Origin of the sequence: Geobacter sp. FeAm09, from assembly GCF_008330225.1 — a bacterium.
Lineage (GTDB): Bacteria > Desulfobacterota > Desulfuromonadia > Geobacterales > Pseudopelobacteraceae > Oryzomonas.
Window position 1 is genome coordinate 970,151 of record NZ_CP042466.1, and the last position, 21,850, is coordinate 992,000.

Annotated in this window: 22 protein-coding genes; 7 read left to right on the plus strand and 15 right to left on the minus strand. The window is 62.2% G+C overall.

All coding sequences use genetic code 11. The features are described from left to right. Positions 1-329 precede the first annotated feature (329 nt). Positions 330-1,166: an SDR family NAD(P)-dependent oxidoreductase gene (locus FO488_RS04435; RefSeq protein WP_149209433.1), complete on the minus strand. Its 837-nt coding sequence runs from the start codon at positions 1,164-1,166 to the stop codon at positions 330-332. 504 nt (positions 1,167-1,670) lie between these two features. Here FO488_RS04435 and FO488_RS04440 point away from each other — a divergent pair. Next, complete coding sequence (locus FO488_RS04440) at positions 1,671-2,045, plus strand: hypothetical protein (protein ID WP_149209434.1); 375 nt, start codon at positions 1,671-1,673, stop codon at positions 2,043-2,045. A gap of 115 nt (positions 2,046-2,160) precedes the next feature. Here FO488_RS04440 and FO488_RS04445 read toward each other — a convergent pair whose 3' ends face one another. The 8 genes from FO488_RS04445 to FO488_RS04480 all read right to left on the minus strand — a co-directional run bounded on the left by FO488_RS04445 (position 2,161) and on the right by FO488_RS04480 (position 8,409). Beyond that, positions 2,161-2,475 (minus strand): hypothetical protein, encoded by a 315-nt coding sequence (locus tag FO488_RS04445; RefSeq protein ID WP_149209435.1) that lies wholly within the window; start codon positions 2,473-2,475, stop codon positions 2,161-2,163. Between the two features lie 270 nt (positions 2,476-2,745). Then, complete coding sequence (locus FO488_RS04450; RefSeq protein WP_149209436.1) at positions 2,746-3,702, minus strand: TIM44-like domain-containing protein; 957 nt, start codon at positions 3,700-3,702, stop codon at positions 2,746-2,748. A 33-nt stretch (positions 3,703-3,735) separates the two neighbouring features. After that, on the minus strand, positions 3,736-3,969 hold the full coding sequence (locus FO488_RS04455) for a ribbon-helix-helix protein, CopG family (RefSeq protein WP_149209437.1): 234 nt from the start codon (positions 3,967-3,969) through the stop codon (positions 3,736-3,738). Positions 3,970-4,534: 565 nt separating this feature from the next. After that, complete coding sequence (locus FO488_RS04460; RefSeq protein WP_149209438.1) at positions 4,535-5,071, minus strand: cohesin domain-containing protein; 537 nt, start codon at positions 5,069-5,071, stop codon at positions 4,535-4,537. A gap of 300 nt (positions 5,072-5,371) precedes the next feature. Continuing rightward, on the minus strand, positions 5,372-5,860 hold the full coding sequence (locus FO488_RS04465; protein WP_168205882.1) for a cohesin domain-containing protein: 489 nt from the start codon (positions 5,858-5,860) through the stop codon (positions 5,372-5,374). A 252-nt stretch (positions 5,861-6,112) separates the two neighbouring features. Beyond that, positions 6,113-7,750, minus strand: a complete 1,638-nt coding sequence (locus FO488_RS04470) for a sigma-54-dependent Fis family transcriptional regulator (RefSeq protein ID WP_149209440.1) — start codon at positions 7,748-7,750, stop codon at positions 6,113-6,115. Positions 7,751-7,846: 96 nt separating this feature from the next. Further along, positions 7,847-8,161: a CcdB family protein gene (locus tag FO488_RS04475; RefSeq protein WP_149209441.1), complete on the minus strand. Its 315-nt coding sequence runs from the start codon at positions 8,159-8,161 to the stop codon at positions 7,847-7,849. Beyond that, positions 8,161-8,409: a type II toxin-antitoxin system CcdA family antitoxin gene (locus tag FO488_RS04480; RefSeq protein ID WP_149209442.1), complete on the minus strand. Its 249-nt coding sequence runs from the start codon at positions 8,407-8,409 to the stop codon at positions 8,161-8,163. Before FO488_RS04480 ends, FO488_RS04475 begins: the two co-directional genes overlap by 1 nt. Positions 8,410-8,926: 517 nt before the next feature. On the opposite strand from FO488_RS04480, the gene FO488_RS04485 reads away from it, so the two are divergent. The 5 genes from FO488_RS04485 to FO488_RS04505 all read left to right on the plus strand — a co-directional run bounded on the left by FO488_RS04485 (position 8,927) and on the right by FO488_RS04505 (position 12,863). Further along, positions 8,927-10,333 carry a ParA family protein gene (locus tag FO488_RS04485; RefSeq protein ID WP_149209443.1) on the plus strand — a complete coding sequence of 469 codons (1,407 nt, stop codon included), beginning with the start codon at positions 8,927-8,929 and terminating at the stop codon, positions 10,331-10,333. 84 nt (positions 10,334-10,417) lie between these two features. Continuing rightward, positions 10,418-10,708, plus strand: a complete 291-nt coding sequence (locus FO488_RS04490; RefSeq protein ID WP_149209444.1) for a helix-turn-helix transcriptional regulator — start codon at positions 10,418-10,420, stop codon at positions 10,706-10,708. 199 nt (positions 10,709-10,907) lie between these two features. Then, complete coding sequence (locus FO488_RS04495; RefSeq protein WP_149209445.1) at positions 10,908-11,768, plus strand: SDR family oxidoreductase; 861 nt, start codon at positions 10,908-10,910, stop codon at positions 11,766-11,768. 62 nt (positions 11,769-11,830) lie between these two features. Next, positions 11,831-12,172 (plus strand): hypothetical protein, encoded by a 342-nt coding sequence (locus FO488_RS19620; protein WP_205743350.1) that lies wholly within the window; start codon positions 11,831-11,833, stop codon positions 12,170-12,172. Positions 12,173-12,197: 25 nt separating this feature from the next. Beyond that, positions 12,198-12,863, plus strand: a complete 666-nt coding sequence (locus tag FO488_RS04505; RefSeq protein ID WP_149212081.1) for an epimerase — start codon at positions 12,198-12,200, stop codon at positions 12,861-12,863. Here the strand turns inward: FO488_RS04505 and FO488_RS04510 are convergent. From FO488_RS04510 to FO488_RS04535, 6 genes are all read right to left on the minus strand, one after another. Further along, positions 12,852-13,769 (minus strand): NAD(P)-dependent oxidoreductase, encoded by a 918-nt coding sequence (locus FO488_RS04510; protein ID WP_149209447.1) that lies wholly within the window; start codon positions 13,767-13,769, stop codon positions 12,852-12,854. The genes FO488_RS04505 and FO488_RS04510 overlap by 12 nt on opposite strands. A 100-nt stretch (positions 13,770-13,869) precedes the next feature. Continuing rightward, positions 13,870-16,197 carry a tetratricopeptide repeat protein gene (locus FO488_RS04515; protein ID WP_149209448.1) on the minus strand — a complete coding sequence of 776 codons (2,328 nt, stop codon included), beginning with the start codon at positions 16,195-16,197 and terminating at the stop codon, positions 13,870-13,872. Further along, complete coding sequence (locus FO488_RS04520; protein WP_149209449.1) at positions 16,194-18,062, minus strand: serine protease; 1,869 nt, start codon at positions 18,060-18,062, stop codon at positions 16,194-16,196. Before FO488_RS04520 ends, FO488_RS04515 begins: the two co-directional genes overlap by 4 nt. Before the next feature lie 10 nt (positions 18,063-18,072). Continuing rightward, entirely contained in the window at positions 18,073-18,579 is a 507-nt protein-coding gene (locus tag FO488_RS04525) for a hypothetical protein (RefSeq protein ID WP_149209450.1), read from the minus strand. 233 nt (positions 18,580-18,812) lie between these two features. Then, positions 18,813-19,004: a hypothetical protein gene (locus tag FO488_RS04530; protein ID WP_149209451.1), complete on the minus strand. Its 192-nt coding sequence runs from the start codon at positions 19,002-19,004 to the stop codon at positions 18,813-18,815. Positions 19,005-19,211: 207 nt separating this feature from the next. Continuing rightward, positions 19,212-19,850 carry a LysE family translocator gene (locus FO488_RS04535; RefSeq protein ID WP_149209452.1) on the minus strand — a complete coding sequence of 213 codons (639 nt, stop codon included), beginning with the start codon at positions 19,848-19,850 and terminating at the stop codon, positions 19,212-19,214. 267 nt (positions 19,851-20,117) lie between these two features. Here FO488_RS04535 and FO488_RS04540 point away from each other — a divergent pair, with 267 nt between their 5' ends. Continuing rightward, on the plus strand, positions 20,118-21,626 hold the full coding sequence (locus FO488_RS04540) for a carboxypeptidase-like regulatory domain-containing protein (RefSeq protein ID WP_149209453.1): 1,509 nt from the start codon (positions 20,118-20,120) through the stop codon (positions 21,624-21,626). The last annotated feature ends 224 nt before the right edge of the window (positions 21,627-21,850 follow it).

The following is a 21,850-nucleotide window of genomic DNA, read 5'->3' on the forward strand; positions in this document are numbered from 1 at the left end:
CATATGTTATGAAATCTTGCGTAGTTGCACCGGTGCGGCGGGGCGGGGAGAACGACGGTTTTGCGGGACGAAAGTGGTAGTTTTTTTAACACTTTCCGATATTGTAGCGATAAATCAGTTGTTTGGGATTGCCTCCGGAAATGGTGATTTTTTTAACACTTTTTGTTATTGCCAGCAAATACAGATAGTTGGCTTTGGGTGCGCAATGTTACTTTTTTTAACGCACCTTTGGGGAAGATTGTCCATGGCGGTGGGCCGGATGCGCCTGCGGCATTGCAGCGGCCGGCCCATTCCCCGCCAATGCTTGTGGTGTCATCCCCGCTCGTTCCTTAGACCGCCGCCTCGTTCCGGGCAGGAACGCGCTTCCGGGAGGTGGTGCGGGCGCCTCTGGCCGTGGCCGCCGCACCGTCCCTGCCGGCTCCCCCGCCGTCCGCGCCCACCAGGTAGCGCAAGCGCTGCGTGCCGTCGGTCGCGGCCTCGAAGAGGGCCAGGGCAACGTCGGCGGCGCTGACCGCCCGCGCCGCGGACATGGCGGCGAAAGCGGCGTTCGTGCGCCTGACGAAGTCGTCGTAGTCCCTGCGCGGCAGCTCCCCATCGCCCCGGCGGGCCGGATTCTCAACCCCGGCCGCGCCGCCGTGGGGCAGGACCATCTTGACCGCGATGTTCTGGGGGGCCAGTTCCCGGGCCAGCGCCTCGGAAAATCCCTCCAGGGCGAGCCGGCTGGCGCAGTAGAGGGAGGTCATGGGCAGGGTGAAGATGCCGGCCCCCGAGCTGGTGTTGATGATCAACCCCTGCCCGTTGGCCCGGAAATGGGGCAACAGGGCCCGGGTGACCCCCATGACGCCGAAGAGGGTGACGTCGAACTGCTCATGGATCTTCTCCCGGGGGATCGCCTCGAACATGCCGTAGCGGCCGTGCCCCGGATTGTTGATCAGGGCGTCGATCCTGCCGAACCGCCCGATCCCGGCCTCGATGGCCTGGTCGATGCTGTCCCGGTCCAGGGCGTCCAGGTGGGCCACCAGCACATTGTCCAGCCGCTTCAGGCCCGCTCCCCCCTCCGGCTGGCCCACGGCCGCGACCACATTCCACCCCCTGCTGGCGAACAGCCGCGCGGCGGCCTTGCCGATGCCCGACGAACATCCGGTGATGAGCGTTGTCTTCTTCATTCCCGTGCCTTCCTTTCGCCCCGGCGGTGGTGCCGGGTCAGCTCGCTGCGCCACGGCGCCACCCCGGGGGATGAAGCGGCCAGTGCCCCGTGCCGCCGTCTCCGCCCGCCCGCGGCAATCTTCCGCTGCCGGTGGCCGGGCGCGCCGTTTTTCTGAGAACCTGGTACGGTTGTACTCCGGAAGAACATAAATTTCAACAATAATTCCAATATGTTAATAAAATGCAATCTTTTCGGGGGGTGGGGGTGCGACCGGTTGCCGCGCACCACGAGCGGGGTGGACCGCGCCGGGCAATCGTCCCGGCCGCAGGGGGAGGTGGAGGCGCCACGGCTCGGCCAACGTGAAAAAATGTGCGCGCTCTCACATTTTTTTCCAGCCGCAGGGCCTATGATGGACCTATCGTAATGTTGTAAAGCACCGTTCCTTCGGGGTTGGAACAACCTGCCCGCCTCTGCCGCGCCGTCCCCGTACAAACAAAAACGGAAAACCCCATGGAGGTATCCCGTGAAGAAGCTCCTTTTCGTCCTCACCCTCATCGCGTCCCTGTACGTATCCGCCCAACCCGCAGCGGTTGACGCCGCCACCGGCCAGGCGGTATCCGTCGTGCTGACGATCAACAGCTCGGGCGCCCGGGGGGCCCAGTTCGTGCTCCAGGGGCTGCAGACCCCGTCTACCCCCTCCTACAGTTGCAGCAAGACCTCGGCCGCGGCCGGCGACGGCACGAGCGTCCATTTCGCCGTCGTGGACCTGAGCGGTATCAACCAGACCAAGGTCACCGTGCAGGGCACCCTCGTCGGCACCCTGGCGGTGACGGACGCCACCTATGTGGATCAGACGGGCAAAGCCATTTCCGGGAAGATCGCCATCAAGCAGTACTGACGGGCGGGCCGGTACAACGGGCCGGCGTCACCCGGTGAATTGCAGGGAAAAATGCGGGGCGTGCTGGGTGGGACCCGGCAGTCGTGAGGGGCGCTACGGCTGCCGGCGGGGAATGCTAGAATTTGAAATGAACGGCATACTTCCAGACGGTGCTGTTTTCGGGGTCCCTCACCGTATTGGCGGCGAATTTCTCGGCGACGATGCCGTGGTCGGTTTCGGCATGTCCCGCTCCCGGCCGCACATCCGTCCGTTCCGGTCCATGCTTGGGCGACAGCGTCCACCAGAGAAGCCCGATGAAGACGCCGATGGCGGCACCATACGCCGCAGCCTGACCGATCCTCCGGTCATCGTCGTTGGCTGCGGCTTTTCGCGGACCGACCGCGGCGGTGCAAAAAGCGACCAACATCGCGACAACAATCACCTTCTTCATGTTTTGACCCCTCCCGTTCCGGTTCATGAGGCGCCATAACCTTAGTGTAATAACAGGGCGCGTGCAAGATGGGGTGGTCGATTTCCCCGGTCTTTGCATACTGTGTATGAAATGAGCATGCCGGGCGGGACGTCGTGTGCTGCGGCGGGGCAGGGCGCAGGGGAGGAAAACCGGCCGGGGGAGGGCTGTGCCGGGAAAGCCGGCCGGCGTCTCTGTTGGGGCACGCCCCCTCCCGTGGCGGCGGGGGCGTGCCCGGTTGTCGCAGGCCGGCTATGCCTGGTTGATGGCCGCCAGGCGCCACGGATTGGCGCCCACCGGCCGGGTGAAGGTCCAGAACTCCTCGAATTTGACCGGCTCCACCTTGCTGCCGGACAGCACCGCGCCGGTGGTTTCGTCGGTGGTGTAGTCCAGCAGGTTCGCATAGATGGAAGCGGTGATATAGTCCTGTCCCGCCTCCTGCCACGCCTCGGCGATCCGCACCTCCCTGACGGCGATATTCTCCAGCCGGTTGATCTGCTTGTCCCGCAGCAGCCGGTCCAGATCGGTCTGGAAGATCCCCTTCATCTCATCGGTCAAAAGACCGGCCACCGGCGACAGGCCGCGATTCATCCACGCCCCCTGGATCTTGAAGAAGGTATCCATGGCCGCATCGGCGAAGCGGTTCTCGTCGAACGCGGGGTCCATCCGACGGATATGGGACAGGCCGGTCCCCGGATCGTCCGTTGCCGGCTGGCCGTCCTGCTGCGCGCCGGGCAGGGGGATTACCGTCCCCTGCCCGTACCCGTCCTGCCGGGAGAACGGGACTGCGCTACCGGACCGTTTTTTTTTGATAAAGCGGTAGATGAGATAGCCGACCCCCGCCAAAAGGGCGATCTGCACCAGACCGATGCCTCCGCCCCCCATGCCGCCGACCCCCGATCCCGCCCCGGCAAAGCTGCTGAACAGCATGCTTCCCAGCATGCCGCCGGCGAGGCCGCCGGCCATGCTCCTGAGGAAGCCGCCTCCCTGCTGTTGCTGGAAAGGCCCGGGCGCCGGCGCGGCCTGTTGCCGCGTCTGGCCGTAGCTGGACGATGGAGAGGGGCTGGCGGACCGGGAATAGCTGCGCGAGCCGCCGCCGTAGGAACGGCCCCCGCCGGCCCGGGCATCGGCGTTGAATTCGAATGCGGTGATGCTCAGGAACAGTATGGCCGCCGTAATGGCGCCCGCCTTGACAAGATGTTTCTTCATTCTGCTCTCCTTATTGGGTTGCTGTTTCCGTGGTCAGTCCAGGCACAGTTTGCGCCGGTTCTGGCTCCACAGGGCAATCGCCTCTCTCATGATCTCGGAAATGTTCTTGGACGTGGACTTTGTCAGCTTTTCCAGCGCCCTCTTCTCGTCGTCGTTGATGCGCAGTGAAATGATATTCTGCAGTTGCTCGGTCTTCTCCTTTTTCTTTCTCAGGCTCCTTTTGGACGGCTTCGGGTCCCTGGTGACCGCATTCCTTGGGTATGACATGATTTTCTCCTTTGCAGGGTAGTCTCCGCCGGGGAAACTCCGGAGGAAAACGGGGGTGAACGTGCCGGCGGCTGCGGGCCGCCGACGACTCGGGCCGTGCGTTACGCGCCTCCTTGGCGTGGCGGCCGGCATGGGACGGCACCGGGCCGCCGGCCGCTGGGGGACGAACGAAGAGATCCCCGGCGGAAGGGCGGCAGGGGGCGCGGTCCATGGCGGCCAGCGGCATGATGCGGCGGGAAGGGTGGGGGGTGATTGCGGGCAGATCGTGCGTACATGATACCTCCGGCGTTTCAGGCTGCGCCGGGGTAAATAAAAAAAGACCTTTACCCACGGCATAGGAATACGGTGGATAAAGGTCTTGCTTGCGATGGATATCGTTCCCGGTCCGAGCCTTGCGGCTGTGTTGACGAACACGGGATCAACCATGTCTCCGGTTGATAGCTACTCCCCTTTACGAGGCCCGAAGTGTAAGGGCACTGCCGGTTTCATGTCAAGCTATTTTTGTGCGCCGCTGTTTTTTCGGGACGGATTGCCTGCTGCCGGTGGCGGCCCCGTGGCGGGCCTTTCAGCTTGGTGGCACCGGCGTACTGGTGCTGCCGGTGCCGCCGCTGTCGCTGGGAATGGGGGTGCCGGTGCTAGGGGGGGAACTGGGAACGGGGGTGCCGGGGCCGGTGCCGCTGCTGTTGATCATGCTGTAGGAGGATATGGCGATGCCCCCCGCTCCCGTGACCGTGGCAAAGGATACGGTGGCGACGGGGCCGCTGCCGGATACCGCCCTGTTACTGACCATGGCGATCCTGATGGTGCCGGCGGTGAGCGTGTTGGTCGCCAACATCGCCCCGGAGGCCAAAGAGCCCAAGGCCACGGTGGGGGACGACATGCTTGCCGTGTCGTAGCGGAGGGTCAGCTCAATAGCGGCAACGCTGCTCAGGTTCGTGCCCTGGATGACATAGACGCCGTTTCCCGAAGCGGCGATGGACAGGTGGCTGGTCGCCGGGGCGCCGGCCGTGGAACCGCCATCCCCGCTGCCGCACGCGGCAAGCAGGCATGCCGTGCCCGCGGCCATGAGAACGGCCCGTATCCTCGTAACGATCTTTCCCATCCTCACCCTCCCTGATGGTGCCATAGCACAAAGAGCGCCAGTTCGCCGTCGCGCCCGACGGCAAATGTGCAGCAAAGGTGCATTTCATGAAAGTGCGGTACCTGTTGTATCCCAGGCAAACATATTTTTCAATCGTAATTTCAGTATGTTAAAAAAATTAACACTATTGTGGGGTGGTAAAAAAAGTAACACAAACCGCTCGTTTCATTAAATAGCGTGGTGTGGCACGAAAAAAGGCACCCGGATCGCTTCCGGGTGCCTCTGGACCGCTCGTTTTGCTGCCGGGGGTGTCCCGCCGGCTCAGGGCATGGGCGCGCCGGTGCTGTCGATCAACTCGACCGAGGCCAGGGAGGCGTTTCCCGCCCCGGCGACCGTTGCAAAGGAGACGGCGGCGATCTCGCCGTTGCCCGATAATGCCGTATTGCTGACGATGGCCAGCTTTATGGTCCCGGGGTAGAGCGTATTGGACGCCATGACCGCTCCCGCAACGAGCCCTCCCTGGGTGATGGTGGGCGCCGCCAGCACCGAACTGTCGTAGGTGATGGTCAGGGCTATGCCGGCAACCCCGGTCATGTTGTTGCCCTGGATGACCAGCCCGCCGTCGCCGGATGGGGCAAGGGATACGAATGCGCCCTTGCTGACGACGGTGTTGGATTGGGGGGTGCTGCTCACGGTCGATGACGCCGTATCCCCGCCGTTTCCGCACCCCCACAGCATCACCGCCATGCCCAGCACCACCACGACCTGAAACCATTTTCCCGCCCTGTTGCCGTTACCTCTCACGTCCATTGTACCGACTTTCCTTTCCATATCCCGTTGATTGGCGGGTGCGATGCTCCCTGGATGCCGTACCCGCTGCGTTTGAGACTATAGCGAATTGTGCAAAAAGATGTAAAGGAGTTTATTTGTCTTGTTTAGTGATGCGAATCACAGAAAGGCGGTCGGGGGAAGGGGGTGCGGGCATGGGCGGCCGGCCCGGCACGAAAAAAGGCACCCGAAACGTTCCGGGTGCCCCTGGCGGGTGCAGTGGCAGGCGTCTGCTCAGGCCACGTCCTGCTCCTCGTACTCCTTGAGTTTGCGGTAGAGCGTGGCCAGGCCGATGTTCAGCTCGCTGGCGGCCTGGGCCTTGTTGTCTCCCACCACCCGCAGGACGCCCAGGATATAGTCACGCTGGATCTCCTCCAGGGGGCGGATGGTTTTCCCGGTCAGCACCGGTTTCAGCGACATGGCCCGCAACTCGCACGGCAGGTCGTCCGTGTCGATCTGGCTGTCCTGGCACATGACCACGGCGTACTCCACGGCGTTCTGCAACTCCCGCACGTTGCCCGGCCAGTCGTAGCGGAGCAACTGGTCGGCGGCGTTGGGGGTGAACCCGGTGATGGTGCGCCCCTGGCCGTGGGTGGTCTTGTTGAGAAAGAAGCGGGCCAGGGGGAGGATGTCCTCGTGGCGTTCCCGCAGGGGGGGGACCTGCAACTCGATCACCCGCAGGCGGTAGTACAGGTCCTGGCGGAAGCGGCCGGCGGTGATCTCGTCCGTCAGGTTGCGGTTGGTGGCCGCCACGATCCGCACGTTGACGGGGCGGGACTTGTTCTCGCCCACCCGCCGCACCTCGCGCTCCTGCAGGGCGCGCAGCAGCTTGACCTGCATGGCCGGCGACACCTCGCCGATCTCGTCCAGGAAGAGGGTCCCCCCGGCGGCCGCCTCGAAGAGCCCCTGCCGGTCCCGGTCCGCGCCGGTGAAGGAGCCCTTGGCGTGGCCGAACAGTTCGCTCTCCAGGAGGGTCTCGGTGAGGGCGCCGCAGTTTACGGCCACGAAGGGGCGGGTGGCGCGGCCGGACTGGTCGTGGATGGCGCGGGCCATGCGCTCCTTGCCCACGCCGCTCTCGCCGGTCACCAGCACCGAGGAATCCACCCGGGCGGCCCGCCGGGCGATCTCCACCGTGGTGCGCATGGTCTCGCTGCGGGCCATGACCAGTTGCGAGGAGTCGTCGGACCCCTCCAGGAAGGCCAACTGCTTCTGCCGCTTTTTCAGTTTGTTTTCCGTGCAGCGGAGCTTGTCGCTCAACTCCTTCAGCAGCGCCGGGGTGGCGCCGGTCCGGTAATAGATCAGATAGGGCTCGATCTCCGGCCCCCAACTCTCCTTGAAGCGCGCCGTGACGTGGCAGGTGGCGTCCCCCCTGGCGCGGCATTTGTCCTCGACGAAGATAACCTCCCGCCCCTCGGCGTACGAGAGAAAACCGCTGGCAAAGGCCGCCTCGGTCCAGCAGACCGGTTCGTCGGACTGGCCGATGTGCAGCAGGTGCTGCTCCGCCTCGTAGCACTCGCTCCAGGTGGAGTCGATGAGCGGCTTGCCGTCCTTCCCGTCACTGCGCAGGTTGTGCACGACCTTGTTCATGCCGGTCAGGGAATGGAACTTGGCCGCGGCGTAGCCCTTCGACTCCGCCCAGGTCTCGGGCATGGTCGCCTGGATGTTCATGGCCGTGCGCCAGCCGTTGGCATAGCCGAAGCGGGTGAGGATGCCGCGTGCGGCGAACATACCCACGCTTTCGATCAGTTCCTTGCGGAGCAGCCCCAGGGCAAAGGCACTGAAAAACAGCGCCCGCTCTCCCAAAAGCTCGATGGCCCCACCTTCGGGATTGAAGGAGAGCAGTTCGCGCAAGTCTAATTCTTCAAGTTTCATCGTACCTCCTGTCGCTCGCCGAACGCCGGCCCGTTGCCGGCGGCAGAAGCCACAACACGTTACCAGTAACAGGGCAAACCGCCCACGCGGGCGGCATCACAATCCGGCAATCAAAAAAATGAGGGCGGCGACTATCTCGTTTCGATGCTCGCTGAGGGAGCAGACCTTCTCGCCCAGGCGGTCGGCCATGATGCCGACCAACTCGGCGCTCGACATGATCACATCGGTTCGTTGGATGGAGAACTGGGGGTTCAGATGTTCGGCGGCCTTGCCCATGGAGGTAAGGGAGATGAGGGGGGCAACCACCCGTGTTGCCAGGTTGTCCAGCAGGTCGGTCTGCACGTCGAGCAGATAGGGGACCGTACGCTTGGTTTCGGGATCGGGATTCATGTACACATCGAACTGGGCCATCAGAATTGCCGCAATCCGTCGTTGAACACGCCGCCGGTCGCGACGCGGCGATTATATTCGTCCAGCGCCTCCCGGTTCTCCTCCTGCCAGTCCCGCCGTTTCTCGTCGCGCAATATCTCCACCAAGCGCAGCTCCAATGCTCGGGAGAGGTTGATGTGGCGTTCTTTGGCCTGTTGGAGAAGGTCTGCGTTGATGCTGACGTTGGTGGGTTTTTTGGGTGCGCTGGCGTCAAAAAAATCAGGTTGCATGACCTTCTCCCCTACGCATGGTCTATGCGCATAAGGTATAACTTCCGGGCGGATATTGCAAGATGTTTCAGATCATTTTGATAAAGACGACAAATAGTTACCGACTATCGTCGCAACTTTGGCCGGTTGGCTGCTTTTGTATTTACCTATTAATGAATATGAGGCATGTGTACTTATCCTGTTTACATTATGACGATGCGTACTGATTCCTGCTACTTGTTTGCCGGTAAAACAGCGGGTTATCTGAAATATATTTCTGTAAACAGAATAGTATAACAACTCGCCGCCATGCTAATGAGTATTGTCCTTTTAAAATGGGGAAATAGTATGAAATTGGTTCGGGGTGCGGTCCGGCAGGGATGGAGCGCCCGTAAAATGTGAAAATAATATGGATTTACAGCGGGATTGAAAACGGGCATAGTATTCAATTCGCCCGCTGCGGTATAATGCCGGTACGCGGCACCGGAGATTACGCTGGGAACGCCGTACACGTACGCAAGGACCCCGGACACGCACCATGCAGCCCTATCCCTACATCATAACCATCTCCTCGGAAAAGGGAGGGGTCGGCAAGACCACCCTGGCCTGCAACCTGGCCGTGTACCTGCGGGCCCTGCGGGAGAGTCTGCCGGTCACCGTCCTCTCCTTCGACAACCACTTCACCATCGACCGCATGTTCGGGCTTGAAGGGCAGAAGGTGCGCGGCACGGTCCGCGAGATGCTGGAGGGGGAGCCGGCCGGCGCCCTGGCCCACACCGGCCAGTACGGGATCGACTATATCCCGTCCTCCACCGCCGAACGGCTCAGCCCCCTGCTGGAGCGCTTCCAGGACCCCTGGACCCTGGCCGGCCTCCTGGGCGAATCCGTGCTGCCCGGGGTCGTGATCATCGACACGCGCCCCGACCTGAACGCCCTGACCCGCAACGCCCTCTTCGCTGCCGATCAGGTGCTGGTGCCGGTCAAGGACATGGCCAGCCTGGAAAACTGCAAGAACATCATCGCCCTGGCCGAGCAGCGGGGCCTGGAGCGGAACGCCCTGGCCCTGATCCCCTGCCTGGTGGACGAGCGCATCAAGTACGACGGGGAGTTCCGGGACCAGAAGACCCTGCTGCGGACCTTTGCCGCCGAACGGGGGTACCGCTGCCTGGATACCTTCATCTCCAAGAGCCCCAAGGTGGAAAGCCTCACCACCAACCCGGACGGCAAGATCTACCCGATCCTGACCCACGCCCGGGGCACGGAGGTGTACGGCCAGTTCCGGGAGATCGCCCAGGATATGCTCCGGGTTCTGGACGCCGTTCCCGAGCCCCGCGCCTCCTTCCTCTACCGATCCCGGGCGGAGGATGACGAACCTCGGCAGATGGAGGAGTACCCGGCGCGCCGGGAGGGGCTGGCGGACCATTGCCTGATCTGCGGCGCGCTCCTGGCCGAGCATGCCGAGGGCTGCGGTTTCTACTACGAAACCTCGGACCGGGCCCGGCGCGGCTTTTTGCACACCGCCTGTTTCGTGGACCTGCTCTGCGCCGCCTTGTACGGCATGACCAGGGATTCCCAGGGGTACGGCATTGCCCGCCTGGTGGTGAGCGACAAGGCGCGCAAGCTGGTCACCGTCATCAGCCCGGCCGTGAGCAGCGGTTCCTACCGGGTGGACTTCCGCCAGTTCGACGCCGGGGGGGAGCAGTTGTTCCACAAGGAGGTGATCCTGGATACGGGCGCGGAGGACGAAGGGGAGGGGATCAACGACCGCCTGTTCCTGCTTTTGAACGAAGCCCTGACGGGACAGGGGGCGAAGCCCGGCAAGGGACCCTGGCTGGCCGTGCACCCGGTGGACCCCAAGCACCCCGAAGCGGTCCTGGGGGAGGAGCACTACCGCGCCGTGCATCACGTGCAGACCCTTATCCACGGCATGGCCGGGCTGTTCTGAGCGTCGGCGGCGTGTGAAAAAATCCTTGACCCGGGACGGTATCCGGTCTAACATTTCGACAGTTATCGAATTTGTGGAGCAGATATGGACATCAGGCAGGCGGCAAAGATATTCAAGGCCCTTTCCCACCCCAACCGGCTGGAGATCTATCTCAGCATTGCCCGGGGGGAGCAGGGGAGTTTCGAGACGGCGGCGTGCGAATGCTGCGTGGCCGAGCTGATCGCATCGCTGAAGATCGGCGCACCCACGGTGTCCCACCACCTGAAGGAGCTGGCCAATGCCGGGCTCATCGTCACCGAGCGCCAGGGGAAGTTCCTGGTGGCCCGCCCGCTGCCCGAGACCTGGGCGGAGGTGAAGCGGCTCCTGCCGGAATAGGGGCGGGCGGAGGACGAGGGGCCTGGCGACAGGCTTTTTATTTATCCGGGTAGTTCGATAGATGTAAAATTATACAACTATTGAACGTATGCGGCACAGGTCGCCCGCCGGAGCGCGGCCTGTGCCATGGCGCAGAGAAAACCGATGGGGCGGGCCGGGGAAATCCGGCTCCCCGTCGCCTTATGCGAGGAGGGCTGACATGAAGAAAACCGTTGTGATCACCGGCTGTTCGTCCGGTTTCGGCAGGGCCGCCGCCCGCCTGTTCGCCTGGGAGGGGTGGAACGTGGTCGCCACCATGCGCCGGCCGGAAGAGGAGCGGGACCTGAACACGCTCCCCAACGTGCTGGTCACGCGGCTGGACGTGCAGGACCACGGGAGCATCGCCTCGGCCGTCGAGGCCGGGATCGCCCGCTTCGGCCGCATCGACGTGCTGGTGAACAACGCCGGCTTCGGCCTCTTCGGTCTGTTCGAGGCGACGCCCCCGGAAAAGGTCGCCGAGCAGTTCGACGTGAACGTCTTCGGGGTCATGGCGGTCACCCGCGCCATCCTCCCCCATTTCCGGGAGAACAAAGAGGGGGTGATCCTCAACGTCAGTTCGGGCGCCGGCGTGTTCGCCCTCCCCATGCTTTCTCTGTACTGCGCCAGCAAATTCGCCCTGGAGGGGTTCAGCGAGGCGCTTTCCTATGAGCTGGCCTCCCAGTGCATCGTGGTGAAGATCGTCGAGCCGGGAGGCGTCCTCGGCACCGGCTTCGGCCGGCGCAGCGATGCGGAGGCGGCCCGCACCGCCGTGCTGCCCGACTACGCGTCCTTCGTGGCCCGCACCCGCGAGGTCTTCGCCGGCTTGCGCGCCGCGCGGCTGGCCACGGAGGACCACGTGGCCCAGGTCATCTTCGATGCGGCCACCGACGGCACGGACCAACTGCGCTACGTGGCCACCGAGGACATCAAACCGCTGGTCATGGCCCGGCGGGAAACCGGCGAGCAGGGGTACATGGCCCTCATGCGGTCCCGCTTCGGGGCTGGGGAGGTGCCGTGCGGGAAGGTTCTGGAGGATGGCTGAACCGGTTTTGCCACGGAGCCACAGAGGCGCGGAGAACGTCAAAATCACCGGCTGTTCTTTTCATGGATGAACAGGATGAAAATACCGCAACCAGACAAAAGGGCAACAGGATAACCAGATTGCTGATGAGCGCTGATCCATCCCCTCTCCCTGAGGGAGAGGGCCAGGGTGAGGGGGAACGGCCTATGACCATTGCACTGCTACCCCCCCTCATCCGGCCTTCGGCCACCTTCTCCCTCTGGGAGAAGGTTTCGGCGAAAGATTGGCGCTCATCAGAAACAGATGCAGGTTGTTATCCCTGGCCTGGTTTCAGGCTTTATCCCCTGTATCCTGTTCATCCCGGTAAAATTGTTGCTTTGTTTTTGACGTTCTCCGTGTCCCTGTGGCGGGTGTTTTTATCATGACGAGGAGGAAACTACGATGAGCGGTATGAGGGTGTTGCTATTCGGCGCCACCGGCATGGTGGGGCAGGGGGTACTGCGGGAATGCCTCCTGGATGGGGAGGTGGCCTTCGTGCAGACCGTGGGGCGAACCGCCACCGGGGTGGCGCAGCCCAAGCTGCGGGAACTGCTGCACCCGGACCTGTGGCACTACGGGGCGATCGAGGGGGATCTGACCGGCTTCGACGCCTGTTTCTTCTGTCTGGGCACGTCGTCGGCCGGCAAGGGGGAGGCAGAGTATACCCGCATCACCTACGACCTCGCCATGGCCGCCGCCCAGACCCTGGTGCGGCTCAACCCGCACATGACCTTCGTCTATGTCTCCGGCGTCGGGGCAGACAGTTCGGAACAGGGGCGGGTCATGTGGGCCCGGGTGCGGGGGAGGCTCGAAAATGCGCTCATGCGCCTCCCCTTCCGCGGGGTCTACATCTTCCGCCCCGGCGCGATCCAGCCGTTGCACGGCATCGAGTCAAAGACGAAATCCTACCGCCTGCTCTACCGCCTGCTGGGACCGGTGCTGCCGCTGCTGCGCCGGGCCTTTCCCGGCCGCATCACCACCACCGAGCGGATCGGACGCGCCATGCTCCGGGTGGCGCGCTACGGGGCTGACAGGCAGATCCTGGAATCCCGGGACCTGGAGACGTTAGCGGTCTGAGGGAATTTGCTCCGGGGCAGAGGAGAGGGGACGACGCTTCCCGTATGCCTCCGCTTCCAGCACCCGGACCACGCCGATGACGTCCTCTTCCCCCAGGCCGCATTCCACGGCCCGGGTGAAAAGGGAATGGCTCACCTTGGCCGCGGGGGTGTTCACGCCCAGGCGCTCCGCCTCCCGGCAGATGAGATCGATATCCTTCACCACGTGCTTGAGGCCGGCCTGGGGCGCAAAATCCCGGGCCAGCAGCTTGGGTGCCTTGGCCCGGAAGATGTCGTTCGCCATCTGCCCCTCCAGGACGAGATCCAGGAAGCGCTCCGGGTCGAGCCCTCCGGCGGCGGCGAAATGACAGGCCTCCGCGAACGCCTCCAGCATGGCCGTGAGGAGCAGGTTGTTGGCCAGTTTCATCCGCATGGCGTTGGGCGGGGCGCCGCAGAGCACCGTTTTTTTGCCGATGGCGTCAAAGAGCGGCGCCAGCCGGTCCGTATCGGCCCCGTCCCCCGCGGCAAGCACCACGAGGGCCCCCGCCTCGGCCGGTTTGCGCGAGCCGGACACCGGGGCCTCCACATAGCGTCCCCCCGCCGCCGTCACCGCCCCGGCCAGCCGTTCGGAATACTCGGGGGCCACGGTCGCCATGTTCACGACGATCCTGCCCGATATCTCCGCCGTGATGCGCCCCCCGTCACGCCCCAGGACCTGATCGATCTCCCGGTCGCCCGGCAGGAGCAGCAGGGCCGCATCGGCGGCCAGAAACGCCTCCCGGGCCGACGGGGCGATGGCCGCCGCCCCCCGGAACGGCTCACACCGGGCGCTCGTCCGGTTGTACACGGTAAGGGGAAAGCCCGCCTTCAGCAGATTGCGGGCAATCGGCTCGCCCATGGCCCCCAGCCCGATAACGCTGATCTTCATTGTGGCATCTCCCTAGTTGATGGGCTTGCACCGTCCAATGGCTTGTACCGTTCTGGCCGCTGCGTGATCTGCCCACCTTTGACAATTGACTTCGCCACTTTTATTCCGGTAAATCGTACTGTTGCCTGCCGCGTCTGAATTGTTCGCGCAACTCTTTGGCCATGCTTGGATTAAGCTCCTTTAGCTTGCCATATGCGAAAAGCGCCTCAAGCCTCTTGTTCTGCTGTATGAAAAGGGCAGTTTGCATTACCCATGCGGCCGGAAGTTTTGGCTCCTGCTGCAAGAGTTTTTCAATAGAGGTCTGCGCCTTGGCATGCTGGCCGGTGCCCGCATAGGCCTGGGTGATGAAAAGCTGCGCATCCGGGGCGCCTGGAGCTAACTGGAGCCCCTTCTCCAAGGTGACGATGGCTTTGCCCGCCTCATTTTTGCGCAAATAGGTTTCCCCGAGATTGATCCAGGCATTGGCGAAATCGGGTTGCAGCCTGATAGCGGTCCCCAAAGCCCGTTCAGCCTCGGCATAACGCTTGAGCTTTAGAAGCGAGTAACCTTTGTTGCTCCAGGAACTGGCGGAGGCCGGATTGATCTCCAACGCGCGATCTGCATAATGTATGGCCCTGTCATAATCTCCCTGTCTGCTGAAGTACATGGTGAGGCCCTGAAGTGCGGCCTCATTTTTGGGATTGATTCTTTCAGCCTCCCGCAATGATTTTAATCCCTCTTCATCACGCCTCAGGCGAATTTGCATCTCGCCTAATTGGGCCCAGAGCTCGCCTCTTGATGGATCAAGCTCGGCTGCCTTCTGGAGTGCCGTAACAGCTTGCGGGAGCTTTTTCACGTCGCGGAGCAGCAAACCGAGGGAATACCAGGCATCAAATAGTGCTGGCTCGGTAATGGTCGCCTTTTCGTACGCCTCGATCGCCTCCTCTTTGGCGCCGCGGTCCCTCAGGATAATGCCCAGGTTGTGCCAGGCAATTCCGAAGTCGCCTTTGAGCTTGACCGCCTGACGGAATGCGTTTTCTGCCTCCTTGCTGCGGTTGCTCCTTTGGAGAATGCCTCCAAGGCTGTTCCAGGCCTCCGGCATGGATGGATTAAGCTCCAGTGCCTTTCGATATGCCTTCTCTGCCTCGAAATAGCGTTGTTTCTTTCCTTCGGTCACTCCAATGTTGTACCACGTCTGGTAGTCATTTGACTGCCTGCCCGAATTGCCGTCCAGTGCCTGGCGCGCGGCATCCGATTCGCCAAGAAAGGCCAGTGCCGAAGCCATATTGCTCAAGGTGGTGGGGTCGTTTGGTTTTAATCGTAATGCAGCGCGATAGGCTTCTACCGCTTCACGATACTGGCGTTTTCCTTGACGCAATTCCCCCAGGTACTCCCAAGAGCTCCAATCTCCCGGCGCAAGGCGCAAGGCCGCATCAATGGAGGTAAAGGCTCCATCCACGTTGCCGTCGATCTTTTGCCACTCGGCCAAGATGCGGTATGCGTATCCGAGCGACGGGTTCAACGCCTGGGCATGCCGCAGATCGTCGTATGCCGCGCTTTTGTCCCCAAGAGTGCGCTGCACGATGGAAAGATAGCTGACTGCACCCACATTTCGCGGGTTCTTTTTCAGGGCCGAATGGAGCGCCTCCTTCGCCAGTCGTGTTTGATTCGTTTTATACAAGGCGACGGCAAGATAGTAATCAGCCATGGATGAGGTCGGCCATGCCTTCTCCCAACTGCGGGCCCATTCCACGAGTTTGGCCCACTCCTCCGAGTTCCTTAGTGATTCCGCTGTAGCGAGCCATGGAGGGTCTGGAGCCGGATTCGCTGTTTTGGGAGGTAGAGGATCTTTTTGCCGCAGATCGGCAATCCACTCGGCCGGTACGGCCATATTGAAATTCTGAGCTCCGAAATACGTCTCGGTTGTGATGCCGATTAACTGCCCTTGGACGTCGAATAGACCGCCGCCGCTGGAACCGGGAGAGACCGGGGCGCTTGTAAAAATTTTTGTTTCACTCTGAGTACGTTTTATGTTCGAAATGAGCCCTGAGCTTTCTGAAAGGCCGAAACCGAGGGGGTTGCCGACTGCATAGACCGGTTCGCCTTTGGCTAAGTCTGCGCTCGATCTGATCTTTATGGCAGGCGCTTGCAATTCAGCCACCTGCAATAAACAGAGATCACGTTTCAAATCCTCCGTAACCAGGGCTGCCGGGAGCTTTTTCCCTGCTGCGTACACAATAATGGCATTTGCCTCATTCACCACATGGCAGTTGGTAACAACCTGTCCGGGGCTAACGACGACGCCGCTTCCCTCCCCGTTGATCTGCTTTCGTTCGTCCAGAGTGGAGATCGTGACAACCGAACCACGCACGCGCTCAAAGACTTGTTCGGCCTCACCGGCGTGGGCGGCAAGGCCGCAGAGGAATATAGAAAGAAACAGCGCTTTCATGGGGTATCACCGTAAGGCAACAGCAAGTCTTTGTAGGCCCGCTCTCCCCACGACCTGTCGAGTGCCTGAAGTTTCCGATAGGCGTGCTTCACGTCGTCCTTTCTCCCCGCCATGTGGTAAGCACGCATCAGCGCCAGCCAAACCTTGGCCTGGCCGGCTTCGATGCCCAGCGACTGTTCATATGCCGGGATAGCCTTTTCCGGTTGGGCCTGATAGGCGTGGATGTAGCCAATTTGCCGCCACGGGAACGGGTCTTTGGGGTTTTCCTTTCTTAACTGTTCGAACAGGGGCAGGGCCTCTTCAAACTCGAGATTGTCCTTCAGGGCGACTCCCAGGCGTCCCCGAAGCGAGGAGTCGTCCGGGATAATTTTTAACGCATCGCGATAAGCCTGAATCGCCTCGGGATAAAGACCCATGCCGTAGTAGAGGTCTCCTAGCCACCCCAATCCCAGGGATGGGCGCGACGGCTGCCGACCAAGCCCGCTTTTCAGGGCCTCTGCCGCATCGCGAAAACGCTTGAGCGCATAGAGCGCGCCCCCCTTCATAATCAGGGCGTCTCCGTTAGATGGAGCGATTTCGAGCGCCTTTTCGGCGCTGTTAAGAGCCAGTTCATTGCTGCCGGCAGCACGGTATAGTTCGGAAAGGAAAAGCCAGGATTCGATTTCTTCCGGCGCTAGCCGGACGATGTGCCGTTGGGCGGCTAGCGCTGCATTCAAATCGTTACGGGCTTTCGCCAGATTTATGAGGCCGATATAGGCATTCCGGTTCCACGGTTCGAGCCGGACAGCATCCTCAAAAGCGGACTTTGCTTCATCAAAGTGGCCGAGCGCCATTTCCGCATATGCAATGACACGCCAGACCCGCCCGTCTTCCCGGCGGAACTCCAGCATCGAGCGGCCCGCATCAAGGCTTTCCTGCTTTTTGTTCTGCCGCAGGAGTGCAGCGGCAAGTCCGATACCTGCCTGAAGGCTTGCAGGCCCACGTTTCAAGGCTTCACGGTAAGCCTTTTCCACTGATGGCCAATCCTTGAGTTGTTCCCGCGCATAGGCGAGGCAGAGCCAGGCTTCGATACTGTCCGTTAACGCTTCGCTCCATCTTGAAGCAACCTCTGCGAGTTCCTGCCATTTTTTTTCGTTTTCAAGCTTATTGGTCCTGGCCCGCCAGGATTCAACGGCGTCGGTGGATAGGGATCGCCCCTCTATTTCCGCGATCCATCGGGCCGGGAGAGCGAAATTAACATTCTGCCCGTCTCTCGGCAGATAGTTGATAAGCCCCACCAGTCTGCCATCTTCATCGAACAAACCGCCCCCTTCCGAGCCCGGTGCAATCGGGGCGGTGAATTGTATAAACGTGTCGCCTTTAGCCTCCCGAATCCCTGAAACCACTCCTTCGCTGATGCTGATGCCGAGGCCAAGAGTATTGCCGATGGCATAGACTCTGGAACCGGTTTGCGGATTGGTTGCCCGTTGTTGTGGCGGGGTGGATATCGGTAGCCCCGACACCTGCAAAAAACAGAGATTACGGGCAACATCCTTCTGCATGGGGCGGGCGGAAAACGTTTTGTCGCCTTGGCGTAGCCGCAAAGTTGCAGCACCATCCAACAAGTTGCACTGGGATACTGCCTTTTCATTGTCCACCAGCAGCGCCGTGTGGGCTGAAAGCAGTTTTCCCTTGTCGTCCAGTCTCTCCAGGACGAGCACACGTCCTTCCGAACTACGGAAGATCTCTTGCGGCGTAAGGGCAAACGATGTTAACGGGGGATATGCGGCTAAAAAGCAGATGAAGGCCAGGATAGAAAGAAGATTCATATGGTGTTTCCCTTGGCTTTGAGGAATTGATGCTGTCAATGCAAGGAATGTTCCCATACTCTGGGAGTTATATCTTCCTGCTGTCGTAGGCCCAGTGGAGCAGGGCCTGGCGCTGCTTTCTCCGGCAGGCCAGGTGCCCCTCCGGGCAGTTCTTGCGCAGTTGGGCCACGTGCCGCGCCATGGCCCGCCACCGCTTGATCTGCCGCGCGTCGTCGTCGCAGCGCCGCCCCAGGTAGTAGCGGCAGTACCACTGGAACCAGCCCCGGGGGTCGTCGCTGTGAATCCACCCTTTTTCCCGCCAGTAGGAAAGCGGTTTCGAGGCGTTGACGCCGAAGAAGTTCAACTCGGGCACGTGGCGCTCGTGGCAGAGCCGGGCGTTGGCGAACCACTCCCTGGGGAATTCGTCGGTGCAGTCGGTCAGGTACTTCCCCCCGAACACGCCCAGTTCCAGCATTTCCTGCGGGGTCAGCTCGGGCCGGAAGTCGGGATGGAAGTTCTCCCCCGCCGGTTCCGTCAGGTAATAGGCGTAATCCGTCTGCATCAGGTCGTTGACGCATATGCGCATCTTTTTCATACCGGGCTCCGGGGTGTTGCCTCCGCCGAACGTGGGTGTCGGCATCCTGTCATTTCTACTCCAGCGAAGGGGGCATTTCAATCTCAAAACCGGCAACGGCAGCCAGGCCAAACCCATGCCATTGTCTCCCCCGGCAGCCGGTTATCGCACGGAAAAGGGCACCCGGATCGTCTCCGGATGCCCCTGCCTTCGTTCTGCGTCATATGGTTGCTGCGCAGCCAGCCGCAATCCCGCTACGCCTCCCCGCGGGGAGGGCTGCACAGGATCCGTTCCGCGGCCTCCAGGTCCTCCGCGGCCACCATGATCTCCTTCTGGCGCGACCACTCCGGTGGAATCCCCTGGGGATAGGCGATGCCCCGTTCCTTCAGAAGGTCCACCATCCGGTTTGCCCCTGCATTGCCCTTGGAGTCAAAAAAGCGTGCCATATGCTACCCCCGTTTCCCATGATCCCTCATGAACGTTACCTGCACGCCTCGTGTCCGCACCTCTTTCCTTTTCTGGGGCTGCCCAGCGCCCCGGAAGACACCCCCTTCCGCCGTATGGTGTGAATTATAGAATTTGTTAATAAAAACGCATGTATACTTTTTACCTCAGAAAGGCCGTTTTGGCAATCGCAATTCTTTTTTTCCGGTTCACTGCCGCTGCTCGAAAAACGCCAGGCGGAGGCCGAGGGTCATGAGGACCGTGCCGAGCATCCGGTCCAGCCAGACGGAGGTCCGGGGATGCTCCCGGAAAAAGCAGGATGTCCGCGCGGCGGCGACGACAAACAGGGCTTCGATCGGCATGGCCACCAGGATCACCAGCGCGCCGAGCCCGACCAGCTGCAGGGAAGGGGTGCCGTGGCCGGGGCGCACGAACTGGGGGAGAAAGGCCATGAAGAAGATGGCGACCTTGGGGTTGAGCAGGTCCACCAGAATCCCCTGGCGAAACGCCTGACCGGGGGTGGCCCGGGGGAGCCCGGCCGCGGGAAGGTCGAATTTGCTCCCCGGCGAGCGGAGCGCCTGTATCCCCAGGTAGACGAGATAGGCGCCGCCCACGTACTTCACCGCCGCGAACGCCTCGGCGGAAGCCATCAGGATGGCGGAAAGGCCGAAGGCCGCCGCAAAGACATGGATGAAGGCGCCGACCCACAGCCCGGCGGCCGATGCCAGCCCCACCCTGGTGCCCTGGGCGATGGTCCGGGAAATGATGTAGATCAGGTCTGGGCCGGGAGAGAGGCATATGGCCAGGGCCGCGCCCATAAATATCAGCCAGAAGGTCAGGTCGTTCATCTGTTGCTCCGGATATGGTTGTGATGGGTGGAGCGTAACGGCGTCCCGCAAAGCGGCACCCAAGGCGGAGAAATATACACGCTTCCGCTTCGTGAAGCCACAACATTCCGGCCGCCCGGTTCCCGGGGGCCGCTTGCAGACGCCGACCCCCTCCCTGTGCAAGGTGCCTCCCGCCATCGGCGTTTTCCCCTCCCGTTTGACACCCTCCGGGCTGGTGCTAGACTTGCGACATAGTGTAAACAAAATTGTGTGCGGGGAGGCCGGATCATGGAAAAGCGCATTGCAAAAGCAGCCGTGAGGATGGTGCTCGTCCTCGGTTTCGTTGTGCTGGCGGCCTGTAGCGACGGGGGCGGGACGGCGGCAACCGGCACCGTCACGGGAACGGTGAAGGACAGCGTTACCGGGGCTCCTCTGGCGGGCGTCACCGTCAGCAACGGCGGCGCCTCCGCCGTCACCGACGCCGCCGGCGTCTTCACCCTGGCCCGGCCGGGTGGCAGCCATACCTTCACCGTCACGGCGACCGGCTACGAGAGCGCCTCGCGGGTCTGTACGGTGACCGCCGGCGCAACCACCACCCTCGATTGGCCCCTTGTCCCGGCTCACGCGCAGTACGTGGACTACACCGCCGTCGCGCCGTCGGCACAGATTCCGGCCGCCAGCATGAACTACGTCATCCTGGCCTGGAACGACCTGGGGATGCACTGCGCCCAGGACGACTACTCCTATTTTCTGATCCTGCCGCCGTTCAACACCCTGCACGCCCAGGTGTTCCAGCGGGGCGCCGGCGTGGTGACGGACGGCATCACGGTGAACTATGCCTTTCCCGGGAAGAGCAATTCCGCACTCCATACCAACTTCTGGAATTATTCCAGCAAGTACCAGTACCGCACCCGGTATGGCTGGAACGTCGCCACCAACGTAGGCATCACCGGCACCCCCCTGGCGGGGGCCATGGCCCTTGACGCCAAAGGCGTCGGTTTTGTGGCCACCGGCATACCCCTCACCCCCTATGACGACGATGGCACCTGGGACCCCTACGGCGTGGCCACGATCACGGTCACCGATACCGCGACCGGGGCCGTCCTCGCCACCACCAGCGTCGTGGCGCCCGTTTCCACCGAGCTGAACTGCAGCAACTGCCACGGTACGGCGGACACCTTCCTCAATATCCTCCAGGCCCACGACAAGAACAGCGGCACGACCCTGGTCGCCGACCGGGCGAACGGCATCCTCCACCTTTGTGCCGAATGTCACGCCGACAACGCCTTGGGACTTGCCGGCAAGGCAGGAGTGAAGAACCTGTCCCTGGCCATGCACGGCTTCCACCGGGGCAAGGTCAATGTGAGTGCCGATCCCAGGAACCCCGACTGTTACAACTGTCACCCCGGTCCCCGGACCAACTGCCTGCGGGGCCAGATGTTCCATGTCGGCCAGGAGTGCAAGGATTGCCACGGCGATATGAACGGCATGACGAAAGACCTCCTCGCCGGGCGCAATCCCTGGCTCCAGGAACCCCGTTGCGGCGATTGCCACAGCGCCAAATACCAGGAAAACCCCGGCGTCCTGTACCGCAACTCGGTGCTTTCCAACGCCCCGGACCCGAAGATGAACGGCGTGATCTACTGCGAAGGGTGCCATAACAGCACCCATGCGGAATACAGCTCCGCCAATCCGGCGGACAACACGATCCCGCAGCAGCTTCAGGGGGACAATTACTGGGTCTGGAACTGCTACGTCTGCCACACCGATTACATGCCGATGACGGCCCACCAATAGCCTCGGGACGCCGGGAAGGGGGAGGGCGTCGGCCATCTCCCTTCCCGGGCGGTCCTTTTGCTCTCCTCGATGGCACCGCCGCGGCTCCGCGGATGTCTTCGGTGCTCACGATCATAATCCCTTGACAGGAAGCGATTATTAGGTAGATTTAAGAAGGTCGCCTTGGTCCGGGGGGACGTCCGTTCTCCCCGGCGGCGCGCCCGGAAACAAGCTCCCCCGGCATG